We start from the raw sequence: 14,409 nt of genomic DNA on the forward strand, positions 1-14,409 counted from the left end.
AGCGCCGCTGGGCGGGATCGCGGCGGCGCAGCGTGCTGCGCGACCTGCTGGGGCGGCGCGGCATCGGGCTGGGCGCGCTGGCGCCGGAGATGCTGAGCGCACACGCGATCGGGCCGGACTCCGGGTATGACCAATTGATCTGCACCGGCGAGGATTGCCATCACGGGAACCGCCGCGGCTGACGGCTTGCGCCGCGCGCCGCCGCGTGATCGAGTGACGCGATGGACAGCTGCATCAAGCGCCGCCTGCTGCTCGCCTGTGGGGCGACCTATTCGCATATTCATGATCCGCGGCCGGTGGGCTGGATCGGCGAGCCGGTGCGCGTCGCGGGCGCGGCGGTGGCGCTGAACGGCATCCCGATCGATCTGGCGCTGGTGGGGCGGATCGCGGAAGGCGTGGTGGTGGCGTTTCGCGGCACCCTGCCCCCGGTGGGGAGCGAGCATCGCCTTGCCGAAGTGCTGGCCGACTGGACCAACAATGCTGCTGCCCTGTGCCAGCCGATGGACCCATGGCCGGGCCGGGTGCATCGCGGCTTTGCGGATTCGGTGCGGCGGCTGTGGGACGAAGGCACGCCGGGGCTGGAGGCGGCAGTGACCGCCGCGCTGGCCGAGGGCGGGCCGAGGCGGCTGCTGGTGACCGGGCACAGCAAGGGCGGCGCGCTGGCGAACCTGTTCGCATGGCGCGCGGTGCGGACCTCGAGCGAGACGCGGATCGACGTGGTGACCTTCGCCGCGGCGCGGGCGGGCAACCAGGAATTCGCCGACGCCTTTGCCGCCGATCCGGCGATCCACTGCATCCGCTACGAAGGGGCGCTGGACATGGTGCCCTATCTGCCGATGGGGTGGGACCAGCCGGAGCGGTTCAAGTCGCTGGTGCGGCGGGTGTGGCCGGCGCTGCTGCATGGCGATTACCGGCCGGTGGGCACGCGGATCGCTTCGTCGCTGAGCTGGGCGGACTGGCGCAAGCGCAAGGCGGCGGAGATCCGTGCGGTGTTCGCCGGGGGCTTCAATTCCCGCGCGTGGCGGCACGAATTGATCGAGGCGCATCTGATCGGGCCGAAGACCGATTACGACGCGTTCGTATGCGATGGCGAAAGCGGCTGCAGGCACGAGCTGTGACGCTGCCCGACGATCCCGCTTTCGAGTTCGAGACCGAGCTGTGGCGCTGGACGCCCGAGCCGCCGGCCAAGGGATCGTGGCATTTCGTGACGATCACCGGCGAGGCCGCCGATGCGATCCGTGCGCTGGGCTTCGAACGGCGTGCGCTGGGCGGGGCGCGCGGGTTCGGATCGGTGCGCGTGCGGGCGAGCGTGAACGGCGTGACGTTCGACACCTCGGCCTTTCCGCAAGGCGGCGGGAAAGATGGCTATGTGCTGCCGGTGAAGGCCGCGGTGCGGAAGGTTGCCGGGGTCGGCGAGGGCGATCTGGTGATGCTCGGGGTATGGGCCTGACGGGGTTTAGGGTCCCAAGAGTCACAAGAGTCACACTGGCTACGCGTGCGCGCACGAGGCGGCCCCGCTCAATCGTCGAACGCCATGTCGTCCTCGCTTTCGTCGAGGTCGATCGGGGCGATGCGCGGATCGTGCGCGGTGGGGCGCGGCTGGGCGGTGCAATCGGCTTCGCCGAGCGGCTCGGCATACATGTCGGTATCGGTCAGTTCGTCGATCATGCCGGGGAAGCGTGCCTGGGCGATCGCGACGCGGCCCGACATATGGGCATAGGGATCGGTCTTGCCGAAGCGATGCGGCGCGAGGTGGCTGAGCAGCCATTTGAGCAGATTGTCCGAAGGCTGGCGGGTCTCGCCGACAAGCTGGCCGTCCTTCCAATATTCGCGATACGAGCCGCGCGTGGCGCGCTCATAGGCGAGCACGGTGAGAGTATTGGTGGCGACGAGCAGCGCCTGATCCCATGCCGCCGCGAACGCCTTGCCGCGCGGATCGGCCCGCAGGCGATAGGCCGAGCGCGCGGTGATGCCGGCGCTGAGGCATGCCTGGGAAATGCTGCCGGTTTCGGCGAGGCCGGCGAGGAACCTGCGCTGGCGATCCGCGGTCCAGCCGTTGCGGCGCTCGGCCAGGGCTACGGGGGTGTAGTCGGTCAGCGGGGTGGCGTCGGTGTTGGGTTCGCTATCCATGATTTGGCTCCGTTGGTTTATTGGAGCCGATTCATGTAACCATATTGGTTTGTGTAGGACAGGGGATTCGATATGGCTTCTGGGCAAAGGGCAAACACGTACCCGCAGGCTAAGGATCGATGACCCGGCCAAGCGGGTCATCGCTATCTTAAGCTTTAATCATTAGCCGCAGGCGCTGGTTCTGCGTCTTTATTGACAAGCTGAAGCTTCGGTCGAGATTGTCCTCGAATGAAGACGCCTATATCGCATCCGGAAAGTCGAGCTATATCTTCGACGGATACACCGATATCCTCAACTAAAGACCTTGTTTCGGCGGCGCCATCTTCAGCAATCATTTCGATTGCTGCTCGAATATTGGTTGGCCTCTCTACTTCAATGCGATCATCATAAGGTTCATTGCCACGCCAGCCGCGATAGCTATAGTATTTCCATAAATTTCGCTCGTGATCTGAAGTGATAAGATTAAGATTTGCAGCGCGCTTAATCATTGCTCCAATCGAAACCTTCCATCTAGGCTTGGCATCGGCTAGGGTATCTAGGGTAATATCGTGGATATTAGAGATAAATGCTGACCCCGGCAGAAGAAATGCACCGGCAAATATCATTGCCTGCTCTTCTATTAGCGGAAGATTCTCTTCGAGGTCTTGCATAGAAAGTCGCCGATGCAGAACCAAATGGCCAAGTTCGTGGGCCGCATCGAACCTTCTGCGAACACCGCCGTCCTTATCTTTGGCAAGGAGCATTATCGGGCGATCATCAAACCACTGCGAAACACCGTCGAGTTTCGCGGAATCTACAAAATCTTCTACGACACCCACGCCGGCGTTCTCAATGACGACCATTAAGTCGTCAATTGGATCTTCTCCTAGGCACCAGTAATTACGAAGGCGGAGCGCGATTCCGTCAATATCCTCAGCGCGAAGCATTTTATAATCTCGATCCCCGACAAAATCAGGGATGTCGATAGATGGAAACTCTACGCGCTCGGAGGCGGCTACAAAAATGTCGTCAACGATGCGTAGCTTCCCGGATGCCTTGTTGCGAGCAATATGCAGCGCCGACTTCATAGACCGGAAGAATGCAGCGCTTTGGCTCCTAGAGACGGGCTTGTAGAACCATGCTGGGCTAACAGAGAGGAAGTCTGCGAGCCTTGAAACTGCTTCCGCATCCGGAGAGTGCTCGTACGCGAGGTTCTCCCATTTAGAGATGGTTGCAGGCGTGCAACCCACAGCCTCCGCTAACTCATTTTGACGGACGCCTCGAGCATTCCGGGCAGCAGTGAGGCGTGCAGGAACGAAGCCGTCGGATGCGGCCGAAGGAAATCGCTTGTGCACTAGATTTAAGCCTTCTTATCGCCAGGCTTGCGGGGGCGTCTCCGCAACGGTTTACGCTCCACAACTCTCTTTGCCGGCTTTCGCGACATCGAAAGTCGTTCGCGGAGCATCGCGATAACCTCGTCGAATGACCTAATATAGTATGCAGAGTTGAGGCGTTCAGACGGAATCCAGAAACCCAAAAACGCGGGTACGTCAGGGGCGTGAGGCCGATACTGTGCCACTATGAGGCCGCCCAGCGAACCGTCTGCGATGACAATATCTGAAGGCGGTACTTCGTCAAAAAGCTTAGTTTGCGGATCTAGAACAGCATTCCGCTCACAAAGCTTCTCCATATACTGGGACTTGGTTCGGAGGGCTCGCGCTGCACCACGATAGCGAGTTTCAACGATACCAATCGTTAGCGAAAAGCCGCCGATCTTAACGACTGGATAGCTCCACGCGGCGGGATCGGTCCAACGCGTCTCAGTAGGAAGGCCGCTATCGGACGCGGCGCTGGCTAGCGCCTCATGCAAATAGTGGCGACGCATGCTGCCGCGAACCTGCTTCGCACTAGGGGCATTGGATTCGGCCAAAATCCGAGACGATCGCGGAAATGCTGCCGTGAGGCGCTCCTCTGCCCGCATGAAAAAATTCAGCAACTCTGCGAGATTGCCTCGCCGCAGCATTATTTCAAACGGATCGATGAAACGGCTCACAGCTAATGCCCCTATGAATAGATCATCAATAAATTTCCAAATAGGAAATTGCAATGATCTTTCTTCACCTCACTCCGCCGCAATCCCAGCCTTCGTGAACATATCCGCCCCGCCATCCGCGGCGTCCTCGTTCGCCGGCTTTTCCGCCTTTGCCTTCTGGCGCTTGTCGAACGAGTCCCACACTTCGTTCCATGCGCCGCGGGTCGCGCCCTTCGAATATTCGGTGGCGCGCTGTTCGAAGAAGTTGGCGTGTTCGACGCCGTTCAGCAGCGGGGCGAGCCAGGGGAGGGGGTGTTCGTCGATCATGTAGATCGGCTTGAGGTTGAGCTGGCCCAGGCGCCAGTCCGCGATGTAGCGGATATACTTCTTGATCTCCTTGGGCGTCATGCCCTCGACCGGGCCCTGTTCGAAGGCGAGGTCGATGAACGCGTCCTCGAGGCGCACCGTCGTCTGGCACATGTCCATGATGTCGCTCTTGACCGACTTGGTCAGGCAGTCGCGCTCACGGGTGAAGGCGTGGAACAGCTTGATGATGCCTTCGCAGTGGAGGCTTTCGTCGCGGACCGACCAGCTGACGATCTGGCCCATGCCCTTCATCTTGTTGAAGCGCGGGAAGTTCATCAGCATCGCGAAGCTGGCGAAGAGCTGAAGCCCCTCGGTGAAGCCGCCGAACATCGCCAGCGTCTTGGCGATATCCTCGTCAGTATCGACGCCGAAATTCTGCAGATAGTCGTGCTTGTCCTTCATCTCGCTATATTCGAGGAACATGCCGTACTCGCTCTCGGGCATGCCGATCGTGTCGAGCAGGTGGCTGTACGCCGCGATATGCACCGTCTCCATGTTGGAGAAGGCGGCGAGCATCATCTTGATCTCGGTCGGCTTGAACACGCGGCCATATTGCTCGTGATAGCAATTCTGCACCTCGACATCGGCCTGGGTGAAGAAGCGGAAGATCTGCGTCAGCAGGTTGCGCTCGTGATCCGAGAGCTTCTGCGCCCAGTCGCGGCAATCCTCGCCGAGCGGCACTTCCTCGGGCATCCAGTGGATCTGCTGCTGGCGCTTCCACATGTCGTAGGCCCAGGGATATTCGAAGGGCTTGTACTGGTTGCGGGCTTCGAGAAGAGGCATGGACGGGCTCCTTACTGAACTGGATTCGGGGTGGCGGACCGGTCGGTGAAGACCGGGCGGAACATCGGCACCAGCAGGTTCACACCATAGGCGCTGAGATGGTTTTCGTCGCGGAATATCGCGCGGCGATGGGTCGATCCGCGGCAGATTTTGCCGTCGCAGATATAGGGGACCGGATCGAGCAGGTGGACGCCGCATTGCGCCGCGGCCTGACGCAGCGCGGTGGCGGCGACGCGGCTCATGCTGTCGAACTCGGCGCGCGGCTGGACGATGTCGGGCGCGTCCGGATCGGCGACGAGGCGGTGCTGCAGCTCGCGCGAGACCCAGAAGGCGGGGAATTCGGGGGTGGGCATCACGACATAGGTCGGGCCCGCCTTGGCGAGGCGGCACATCGAGGCGATCAGGTTCGGCCCCAGGCCCTTGCCGTCGGGGAAGCGATAGACTTCGCTGCGGAAATGCCAGGCCCAGCGCGCGGAGAGGATCAGCGGCTCGGTGCGCGGCTTGGCGGCCATCGGCTCGAGATAGCGGGCGATGAAGGCGCCGCATTGCGACTTGGTCTTCACCCCCAGCACCGGCGGGCACGAGGCATAGGCGTTGAACGCCACCGCGCCGCTTTCCGGCGAAGGACGCGCGGCGAGGACCGCGCGGATCGCGACTTCGGCATGGCTGTCGCCCAGCACGGTGGCGAGCAGCGGGCCGCGGGCATTGCCGAGCACGCATGGCTCGGGGACGCCGGCGATGTGCGAATAGCAGGAGCGCGCCTCGGGCAGCGAGGCGGGCTGGGAGTCCTTGAACGCGGTCTGCACCACGTCCGAGAAGCGGGTGGGGATGCCGCGCGCCTTCCAGATCAGGCCGCTGACCCCGGCCAGCACGAGGATCGGCACGACGAACACGACATGCGGGCGCCAGTCGAACCGGGTCGGGCCGGTATGGATGCGGGGCTTGTCCGTGCGCGGCTGGGCGATGCGCTCGATATAGCGCCAGGACAGCCAGCCGAGCAGCAGCGACACGGCGATGCCGCCCGCGATCCACGGCGCCTGGCCCGCATGACCTGCGCGCGCGATCCCGGCGACCACCGGCCAGTGCCAGAGATAGATGGAATAGGAGGCCAGGCCGATCAGCGCGACCGGGCGGTTGGTCATGATGCGCGAGTTCGTACGTCCGGCGAGGATCACCAGCGCAGTGCCCAGCACCGGGAGCAGCGCCCATTCGTGCGGCCAGTCCTCGGGCCGGAAGGCGATGGCCGAGAGTGCGATCAGCGCGAAGCCCCAGAGCTGTGCGGCGCGGCTGGCGCGGCCGGTGAGCGAGGGCGTGAGGAACACGATGCCGCCCGCCAGCATCTCCCATGCGCGCGGGGGCAGCATGAAGAAGGCGGCGTTCGGCTCGGCATCGTGCAGCCACACCATCAGCGCGAACGACAAGGCGGCGAGGCCGGCGAGGATCGGGCGGAGCAGGCGGCGCGGGGCGAACTGATCGAGCGCGAGCAGCAGCAGCGGATAGAGCAGGTAGAATTGCCACTCGACCGAGAGCGACCAGGTGTGGAGCAGCCATTTCTGGTCGGCGCCGGGATCGAAATAGCCAGCCTCGCTGTAGAAGCTGATGTTCGACAGGAAGGTGGCGGCCGCCGCGGCGTGGCGCGACAGGATGATATATTCGTCGGGCAGCAGGATGAACCAGCCCAGCGCCAGCACGGTCGCCACCAGCAGCGCGAGCGCGGGGATGATCCGCCGCGCGCGATCGAGCCAGAAGCCGGCCAGGGTGAAGGTGTCGCGATCGAGCCGGCCGAGGATGATGCCGGTCATCAGGTAACCCGAGATGACGAAGAACACGTCGACCCCGGTGAAGCCGCTTTTGAACGGCGGGATCTGGAAATGATAGGCGATCACCGCCAGCACCGCGATCGCGCGCAGGCCGTTGATATCGGCGCGGAAGCCGAGGCGGGGGGCGGGGGCGGTGCTCACCGGATCGTCGCCATCCGGTATGCGACGGTGAAGCCGCCGAGGAACAGCGACGCGGCGAACAGCATCCCGCCGGCGATGCGCAGGGCGTAGGCGGCGGCTTCGCTGTCCTCCAGACCCAGCAGCGGGCGCATGGCGGCAGGCTGCGCGAGGAGCGTCAGCCCCAGCGCGGCCAGGCACACAGCGCCTGCCAGGATCAGGAGAACGATCCAGCTCATTCGTGGTCGATCACCGTGCCGCGGCGCGCGGGCCGTTCGCGATAGACGGTGATGGTCTTGCGCCCGCGGTTCGCGCCGACCCCGAACACGCAGATGCCGAGGAAATAGCCGAAATCATACCAGCCGCCATTGTTGGGCACCGCGTAGATCGCGACATCGGGCATCACGAGGCTGAGGAACCATGCGACCGGGAAGATGAAGCCGTGCCACAGGCCCTGAAGGAAGCCCGGCTCGCCCGCGGCGACCGCGGACGGGACCTGCTTCGCGCAGGCGGCAAGCAGGACGAGCGCGCCGAGCGCAGCGGCGGTGCGGAAACGGATCATGCGGCGTTCCTTTCGCGTGCATCGATTCCCTGCCGCGCCGCGTTGTGGCTGCTCATCATCCAAGGAGACGAGCGATGACCGATGCGAGCGCAATCAGGGAACATATGGAAGTGATCGGCGCCGACGGCGTCCATCTGGGCACCGTCGACCGGGTCGAGGGCGACCTGATCAAGCTGACCAAGGCCGATAGCGGACAGGGCTCGCACGAGGGCCATCACCACACGCTCCCGCTCGGGCTGGTGGCCGAAGTGGAAGGTGACAAGGTGCGGCTGAGCGCTACCGCTGCGAACGCGCTGGCGTTCGAGGGGGAGGCGGGGTGAAGCAATAGCTTCAGTTCCATTCCCCCTCACCCTTCCCACGCGCTTTGCGCGCGGGCCCCTTCCCTCTCCCGCAAGGGGAGAGGGAAATTCGGATCCGCCTAGCCCGCGCACCTCACTGGCACGCGAGGCATTCGTCGTAGTCGCGGCTTTCGACCTCGAACTTCGGCGCGTCGATCGTGTTGTCGGCTTCCACGCCGCCCGCGAAGCCGGCGCGCTGCACCGACTTGGAGCGGAGATAGTAGAGCGACTTGATGCCCAGTTCCCAGGCACGGAAGTGGAGCATCAGCAGGTCCCACTTCTCGACATCGGCCGGGATGAACAGGTTCAGCGACTGGGCCTGATCGATATAGGGCGCGCGGTCGCCCGCCAGTTCGAGGATCCAGCGCTGATCGATCTCGAAGCTGGTCTTGTAGCAGTCCTTCTCCTCCTGGCTGAGGAAGTCGAGATGCTGGACCGAGCCGCCATGCTCGAGGATCGTGTTCCACACCGCGTCGCTGTTCTTGCTCTTCTCGCTGAGGAGCTTTTCCAGATACGGGTTCTTGACCGACCACGAGCCCGAGAGCGTCTTGTGGGTGTAGATATTGGCCGGGATCGGCTCGATACAGGCCGAGGCGCCGCCGCAGATGATCGAGATCGACGCGGTGGGCGCGATCGCCATCTTGCACGAGAAACGCTCCATCACGCCCATGTCGGCGGCGTCGGGGCACGGCCCGCGCTCGACCGCGAGCTGCATCGAGGCCTCGTCGACCTGCGCCTTGATGTGCTTGAAGATGCGCAGGTTCCAGCTCTTGGCGGTGCCGCCCTCGAACGGCAGGCCGCGGGCCTGCAGGAACGAGTGGAAGCCCATCACGCCGAGGCCGACCGAACGCTCGCGCATCGCCGAATAGGCGGCCTTTTCCATGCCCGGCTCGGCACGGTCGATATAGTCCTGAAGGACATTGTCGAGGAAGCGCATGACGTCTTCGACGAAGCCCTTCTCGCCCTTCCACTGATCCCAGGTCTCGAGGTTGAGCGACGAGAGGCAGCAGACCGCCGTACGCTCGTTGCCGAGATGGTCCTTGCCGGTGGGCAGGGTGATTTCCGAGCAGAGGTTCGAGGTCGAGACCTTCAGGCCCAGATCGCGATGATGCTTGGGCATGGTCGAGTTCACATGATCGCTGAACACGATGTACGGCTCGCCGGTCGCGAGGCGGGTCTCGACCAGCTTCTGGAACAGCGCGCGGGCATCGACCTTGCCGCGCTCGGACTGGTCCTTGGGGCTGCGCAGCGCCCATTCGCTACCGTCGCGCACGGCCTCCATGAAGGCATCGGGGATCAGCACGCCATGGTGCAGGTTCAGCGCCTTGCGGTTGAAGTCGCCCGACGGCTTGCGGATCTCGAGGAACTCCTCGATCTCCGGATGGCTGATGTCGAGATAGCAGGCGGCCGAGCCGCGGCGCAGCGAACCCTGCGAGATCGCCAGCGTCAGCGAGTCCATCACGCGGACGAACGGGATGATGCCGCTGGTCTTGCCGTTCAGGCCGACCGGCTCGCCGATGCCGCGGACATTGCCCCAATAGGTGCCGATGCCGCCGCCGCGCGAGGCGAGCCACACATTCTCGTTCCAGGTGTCGACGATGCCGTTCAGGCTGTCGGGCACCGAGTTGAGGAAGCAGGAGATGGGCAGGCCGCGACCGGTGCCGCCGTTCGAGAGAACGGGGGTGGCGGGCATGAACCACAGCTTCGAGATATAGTCATAGATGCGCTGGGCGTGCGCCTGATCGTCCGAATAGGCCGAGGCGACGCGCACGAACAGATCCTGGAAGCTTTCGCCCGGGAGCAGATAGCGGTCCTTCAGCGTCTCCTTGCCGAAATCGGTGAGCAGCGCGTCGCGGCTGTGATCGACTTCGAGCGAGAACAGCTTGGGCGCGACATCGTGCGAGGTCAGCGCCTTGGCCTTTGCCTTGGCGGCGGGAGCCTTGGGCGCCTTGGCGGCCGTTTTCGGCGCAGGCGCATCGGTGGCGACGATATCGTTCACGCTGTTCTCGGTGTCCCTGAATTCCATGACGCTACTTTCCCCTGACTGCCCATACTCGCCCCGGATGCGGGGCTTCGATGCGACTCGGGGGGCGAAGTTCCGATGCTATCACCGGAATGGAGTAAGGCGAGAACAAAAAGTGTCCACAGCCTTATCCACCAGGCACAAGCAACCTTATCCACGACATAGTGCCGCGGTGGCGGTGATACCAGTGCTAGAGTTCGCCCCTCAGTGCAACCACTACAGATTGTGCCAACTCGAATCCGGGCACAAGATGGTAAATGGTTAACGAGGGACTCGGTTCGTCGCTAAAATGACTCGGTTCATGGAACCCGAAATGGGTGTCCGGGGTGGCGACGCGTGGACCTTCCTAGGGTTCTCGAAAGGCAAGAGGGGAATTTCCGAAATCCACGATTAATTTTCCTGTGGGCGAATGTGGGGGCCGGACCCACCACTGCTTGTGGTTGTCACATTCCCGGCGGCGGATTCGGCGGGCCGCCGGCAAAGGAAGCGCCGATTCGCTCGCGCATCCCACTGATCCGCTTCCTCAGCGAAGGCTGGGGCCCAGTTGCCATGGTTGCGGTAACGAAGCGCAGGGTTCACCACTGCTGCCTTGCAACTGGGCCCCAGCCTTCGCTGGGGAAGGCGAAGTTGGGGCGGCAAGAGGCGCGAATGCGGAACTTCATGGCTTTGGCGCTGGCGATCGGCGCGGCGGTTCCGGCGATGGCCCAGACGGCGCCGGTCGGGCCGGTCGTCCGGATCACGCCCTCGGTCGAGGAAGCCAGCATTGCGCAGATGCGCCGATGGCTGGCCGATGGCGACATCACCAGCGAGATGCTGGTGCGGGCCTATCTGGCGCGGATCGAGGCGATGGACCGGCGCGGGCCGACGCTGCGATCGATCATTGCCATCGCCCCCGACGCGATCGAGCAGGCGCGGGCGAGCGACCGGCGGCGGATCGCGGGCAAGCTGCTGGGGCCGCTCGACGGCATTCCGATCCTGATCAAGGACAATATCGAGACGCGCGAGATGCCGACCACGGCGGGATCGCTGGCGCTGAAGGACAATGCCACGAAGCGCGACGCACCGGTGGTGGCGCTGCTGCGCGGGCAGGGCGCGGTGATCCTGGGCAAGACCAATATGAGCGAATGGGCGAACATGCGTTCGACCGATTCGATGAGCGGATGGAGCGCAATCGGCGGTCTGGTGCGCAATCCTTATGCGCTGGATCGCACCGCCTGCGGATCGTCGAGCGGATCGGGCGCGGCGGTGGCGGCGAGCCTGGCGGCGGCTGCGCTGGGCACCGAGACCGACGGATCGGTGGTGTGCCCCTCGTCGATGAACGGGCTGGTGGGGCTGAAGCCGACCGTGGGGCTGGTGAGCCGCACCCATGTCGTGCCGATCAGCCATAGCCAGGATACGCCGGGGCCGATGGGGCGCAGCGTCACCGATGTGGCGCTGCTGTTCTCGGCGATGATCGGCAGCGATTCCCGCGACGCGGCGACGAAGGATGCGAACCGGTATCGCCGGGACTATGCGGCGGGTTTGTCTCTTGATGCGCTGCGCGGGGTGAGGGTCGGCTATATCCGCCCGGCGGGCCTGTCGGCGGCGGTGAGCGCGCGGTTCGACAAGGCGCTGAAGGATCTGGAAGCGGCGGGCGCGGTGCTGGTGGACGTGAAGCAGCCGGGCCTGCCGGGGCTGGGCGATGCCGAGTTCCTGGTGCTGCAGGTCGAGTTCCGCGTCGATCTGGACGCCTATCTGGGGACCACGCCACCTGCCGTGACCGTGCGGACGCTGGACCAGCTGATCGCATTCAACATCGCCCATCGCGACCGCGAAATGCCGTTCTTCACCCAGGATATCTTCGGGATGGCGGCGAAGACCAAGGGGCTGGACGATCCGGCGTACCGGGAAGCGCGGGCGAAATCGCTGAAGCTGGCCGGGGAGGACGGGATCGCCGCGATGCTGAAGAGCGCGGACGTGCAGATGCTGGTCATGCCGAGCTATGGCCCGGCCTGGCTGAGCGATCCGGTGCATGGGGATGGTTCCTCGGGACCTTCCGCCAGCCGGCTGCCGGCGGTGTCGGGCTATCCGCATCTGACCGTGCCGATGGGGCTGGCGGGCGGGCTGCCGGTGGGGCTGAGCTTTATCGGCGCGCCGTATAGCGACGGGCTGCTGTTGCGGGCGGGCTATGCCTATGAACAGCAATCGAAGGCGCGGGTGGCGCCGCGGTATCTGCCGAGCGTCGAGGCGGATCTGGGCGTGCGCTGAATCCTTACCTCCGTTCGTGCTGAGCTTGTCGAAGCACCGTCCTTTCTTCGGAAGAAGGACTGCCCTTCGACAAGCTCAGGGCGAACGGGGTTTGGTGGCGTGAGCCGTTCTTTCCACGCGAGATTGCCAGAAGAGCAATAGCGGCATCACCAACAACTCGACGCAGAGTCCTGCGAGATGGCCGGTGCTGGGCGGGCCGATGGTTGCGAGTGACAGGGCGCGGGCGAGGCCGCCGGTGATCACCAGCGCGCCGAGCAGGCGGAAGCGGCTGCCCTTATGTTCGATGTCCGGGATGCAGGTGGCGAAGGCGATGCCTACGCCAAGGAAGATACCCGAGAGATAGCGGAAGTGGCTGTCGAGATCGGGCGGGACCGGCGCGTGGGTAAGCCAGCTTGCGCCGCGCAGGATGCCGGTGGATGCCGCGGCGATCGGGATCAGCGCGGCGAGGCTGGCGACGATCTGGAGCAGGCGGCGCTCGGTCGCTCCCGTCACCTCAAGCGCCTCATTTCTTCTTCTTGTCGAGCTCGAGCAGTTCTTCGCGGACGTGGATCGCCTTGAGCGACATCTGCACCTCGACCAGGAAATAGACGAGGCCGGACATCAGCAGCAGCATCGAGAGGACGAAGAACAGCGCGATCACGGCGCCAAGATGCCAGTTGGCGAGCCGCGACACGAACAGCGCGGCGACGACGATGCAGATGGCGAGGCCGCTGGCGACGCACAGGAAGATCGCGTTGTTGATGACCGAGATGCGCCGGTCGATGATGCGCAGCTCCCAGACATGGCGGTCATGCTCCGGGCCGGTCGAGCGCGGATGGAGCTGCTCGATCTGGCGCGCGCGATCGACGATGCGGGCAAGGCGGCCGACCATGACGTTGAGGAACGCCCCGATGCCCGCCAGCAGGAACACCGGCGCGATCGCCGCCTGGATGGTGGCGGATACCGTGGAGAGATAGGGTCCTTCGAGCATTGATCGCCTATATGCGGAGAGTGCGGAAGGAAGTCGACCGATGATGACGTTCGAAACCGATGCCGAAACCGGCGTGATGGAGTTCACTGTCGATGGCGCTGTGACGCGTGCCGAATATGACGCGGCGATCCCGGCGATGGAGGCGGCGATCGCCGCGCATGGCAGGCTGAACGGCGTGGCGGTGGTGCGCAGTTTCTCCGGCATGGAGATGGGCGCGTGGTGGAAGGATATCAGTTGGGGCGTGGGGCATCTGGCGAAAATCGGGCGGGTGGCGCTGGTGACCGATGTTTCGTGGCTGGAAATGGCTTCGAAAGTGGCGGCGCCCTTCTATCCGGGGGAGCTGAAGCTGTTTCCGCTGGCGGAGATCGAGGCCGCGCGGGTTTGGGTTCGCGGCTAGCCCCTTCTTTCCTTCCCCAGCGAAGGCTGGGGTCCAGGTGCAGGGCGCGAATTGGCGGGCGTTGCACTCCGTTACGACCACCTTTGCAACTGGGCCCCAGCCTTCGCTGGGGAAGGGGTCTCGTTGAAAGCTGTGGATAGCGACCGGCTTTGCTGGACACGGAGTCCGGCCCGCCGCTAACCGCCCGCCATGGGTATTGTAGCGACGATCATGAACACGGCCACCGGCCAGCCGATCCAGAAGATGAGCTTTGGGCGCATGCCCAAGCCGTGGACCTCCTTCAACCTGACCAGCGGCGAGCTGGTGGCGGCGGAGCGGATCGAGGTGGGCAAGCCCGCGCCGGGCAAGGTGGTGACGCCGGTTTCGATCTGGGTGACGCTGAAGCAGAAGTAGCGCCCGCGCAAAACGGCTTGGTAACGGGTCTGCGCTAGGACGCTTTCCATGAAACCGATGCCGCTCGACGAATTCACGCGCCTGCCGCCTGCGCTGGCGGTGGAGTGTGTCGACGGTCTGGCGGGCGGGATCGACGCGGTGGCCGAGGGTGCTGCGCCGACGCACCGCTTCCTGCGCTATGGCTGGTTCGCTGCGGCGCTGGCTGCCTATGGCGGCGCGGCGCGGACGCTGAGCGTGACCCGCGAGGGCGCG

17 protein-coding genes and 1 pseudogene are annotated in these 14,409 nt (G+C 64.3%); 8 read left to right on the forward strand and 10 right to left on the reverse strand.

Features of this window, described 5'->3' with window-relative positions:
* From P1X14_RS19320 to P1X14_RS19330, 3 genes are all read left to right on the forward strand, one after another.
* On the forward strand, positions 1 to 182 hold a 182-nt coding region (locus tag P1X14_RS19320), incomplete at its 5' end, for a hypothetical protein (protein WP_277317054.1).
* Between the two features lie 39 nt (positions 183 to 221).
* On the forward strand, positions 222 to 1,118 hold the full coding sequence (locus P1X14_RS19325; RefSeq protein WP_277317055.1) for a lipase family protein: 897 nt from the start codon (positions 222 to 224) through the stop codon (positions 1,116 to 1,118).
* A complete protein-coding gene (locus tag P1X14_RS19330) occupies positions 1,115 to 1,450 on the forward strand; it encodes a DUF1905 domain-containing protein (protein ID WP_277317056.1) in 336 nt (111 codons plus the stop codon). The genes P1X14_RS19325 and P1X14_RS19330 overlap by 4 nt, the downstream gene beginning before the upstream one ends.
* A 68-nt stretch (positions 1,451 to 1,518) precedes the next feature.
* Here the strand turns inward: P1X14_RS19330 and P1X14_RS19335 are convergent, their stop codons facing one another.
* The 7 genes from P1X14_RS19335 to P1X14_RS19365 form a co-directional block, all read right to left on the reverse strand.
* On the reverse strand, positions 1,519 to 2,130 hold the full coding sequence (locus P1X14_RS19335) for a hypothetical protein (protein WP_277317057.1): 612 nt from the start codon (positions 2,128 to 2,130) through the stop codon (positions 1,519 to 1,521).
* Between the two features lie 155 nt (positions 2,131 to 2,285).
* Positions 2,286 to 3,197, reverse strand: coding sequence for an ImmA/IrrE family metallo-endopeptidase (locus P1X14_RS19340; protein WP_277317058.1), 912 nt, complete (start codon positions 3,195 to 3,197; stop codon positions 2,286 to 2,288).
* Between the two features lie 272 nt (positions 3,198 to 3,469).
* Entirely contained in the window at positions 3,470 to 4,162 is a 693-nt protein-coding gene (locus P1X14_RS19345) for a hypothetical protein (RefSeq protein ID WP_277317059.1), read from the reverse strand.
* A gap of 69 nt (positions 4,163 to 4,231) precedes the next feature.
* Positions 4,232 to 5,290, reverse strand: coding sequence for a ribonucleotide-diphosphate reductase subunit beta (locus P1X14_RS19350; RefSeq protein WP_277317060.1), 1,059 nt, complete (start codon positions 5,288 to 5,290; stop codon positions 4,232 to 4,234).
* A gap of 11 nt (positions 5,291 to 5,301) precedes the next feature.
* The gene (locus P1X14_RS19355; RefSeq protein WP_277317061.1) at positions 5,302 to 7,251 is read right to left on the reverse strand and encodes an acyltransferase family protein; all 1,950 of its coding nucleotides are present in this window, start codon (positions 7,249 to 7,251) and stop codon (positions 5,302 to 5,304) included.
* Positions 7,248 to 7,466, reverse strand: a complete 219-nt coding sequence (locus tag P1X14_RS19360; RefSeq protein WP_277317062.1) for a hypothetical protein — start codon at positions 7,464 to 7,466, stop codon at positions 7,248 to 7,250. Before P1X14_RS19360 ends, P1X14_RS19355 begins: the two co-directional genes overlap by 4 nt.
* Positions 7,463 to 7,789, reverse strand: a complete 327-nt coding sequence (locus P1X14_RS19365; protein ID WP_277317063.1) for a hypothetical protein — start codon at positions 7,787 to 7,789, stop codon at positions 7,463 to 7,465. Before P1X14_RS19365 ends, P1X14_RS19360 begins: the two co-directional genes overlap by 4 nt.
* A gap of 74 nt (positions 7,790 to 7,863) precedes the next feature.
* Here P1X14_RS19365 and P1X14_RS19370 point away from each other — a divergent pair, with 74 nt between their 5' ends.
* Positions 7,864 to 8,109, forward strand: a complete 246-nt coding sequence (locus tag P1X14_RS19370; protein WP_277317064.1) for a DUF2171 domain-containing protein — start codon at positions 7,864 to 7,866, stop codon at positions 8,107 to 8,109.
* Between the two features lie 112 nt (positions 8,110 to 8,221).
* Here P1X14_RS19370 and P1X14_RS19375 read toward each other — a convergent pair whose 3' ends face one another.
* Positions 8,222 to 10,153, reverse strand: coding sequence for a ribonucleoside-diphosphate reductase subunit alpha (locus P1X14_RS19375; protein WP_277317065.1), 1,932 nt, complete (start codon positions 10,151 to 10,153; stop codon positions 8,222 to 8,224).
* Between the two features lie 645 nt (positions 10,154 to 10,798).
* Here P1X14_RS19375 and P1X14_RS19380 point away from each other — a divergent pair.
* Positions 10,799 to 12,397, forward strand: a complete 1,599-nt coding sequence (locus P1X14_RS19380) for an amidase (protein WP_277317066.1) — start codon at positions 10,799 to 10,801, stop codon at positions 12,395 to 12,397.
* Between the two features lie 75 nt (positions 12,398 to 12,472).
* Here the strand turns inward: P1X14_RS19380 and P1X14_RS19385 are convergent, their stop codons facing one another.
* Together P1X14_RS19385 and P1X14_RS19390 are read right to left on the reverse strand one after the other, a co-directional pair.
* A complete protein-coding gene (locus tag P1X14_RS19385) occupies positions 12,473 to 12,889 on the reverse strand; it encodes a DUF4345 domain-containing protein (protein WP_277317067.1) in 417 nt (138 codons plus the stop codon).
* 10 nt (positions 12,890 to 12,899) lie between these two features.
* Entirely contained in the window at positions 12,900 to 13,367 is a 468-nt protein-coding gene (locus P1X14_RS19390; RefSeq protein ID WP_277317068.1) for a DUF2721 domain-containing protein, read from the reverse strand.
* Positions 13,368 to 13,407: 40 nt separating this feature from the next.
* On the opposite strand from P1X14_RS19390, the gene P1X14_RS19395 reads away from it, so the two are divergent.
* The 3 genes and pseudogenes from P1X14_RS19395 to P1X14_RS19405 all read left to right on the forward strand — a co-directional run.
* Positions 13,408 to 13,764, forward strand: coding sequence for an STAS/SEC14 domain-containing protein (locus P1X14_RS19395; RefSeq protein ID WP_277317069.1), 357 nt, complete (start codon positions 13,408 to 13,410; stop codon positions 13,762 to 13,764).
* A gap of 189 nt (positions 13,765 to 13,953) precedes the next feature.
* Positions 13,954 to 14,157 (forward strand): hypothetical protein, encoded by a 204-nt coding sequence (locus tag P1X14_RS19400; RefSeq protein ID WP_277317070.1) that lies wholly within the window; start codon positions 13,954 to 13,956, stop codon positions 14,155 to 14,157.
* A gap of 48 nt (positions 14,158 to 14,205) precedes the next feature.
* Positions 14,206 to 14,409, forward strand: a pseudogene (locus P1X14_RS19405) (GNAT family N-acetyltransferase); the annotation flags it as partial.

Origin of the sequence: Sphingomonas sp. AOB5 (assembly GCF_029433115.1) — a bacterium.
Classification (GTDB): domain Bacteria; phylum Pseudomonadota; class Alphaproteobacteria; order Sphingomonadales; family Sphingomonadaceae; genus Sphingomonas.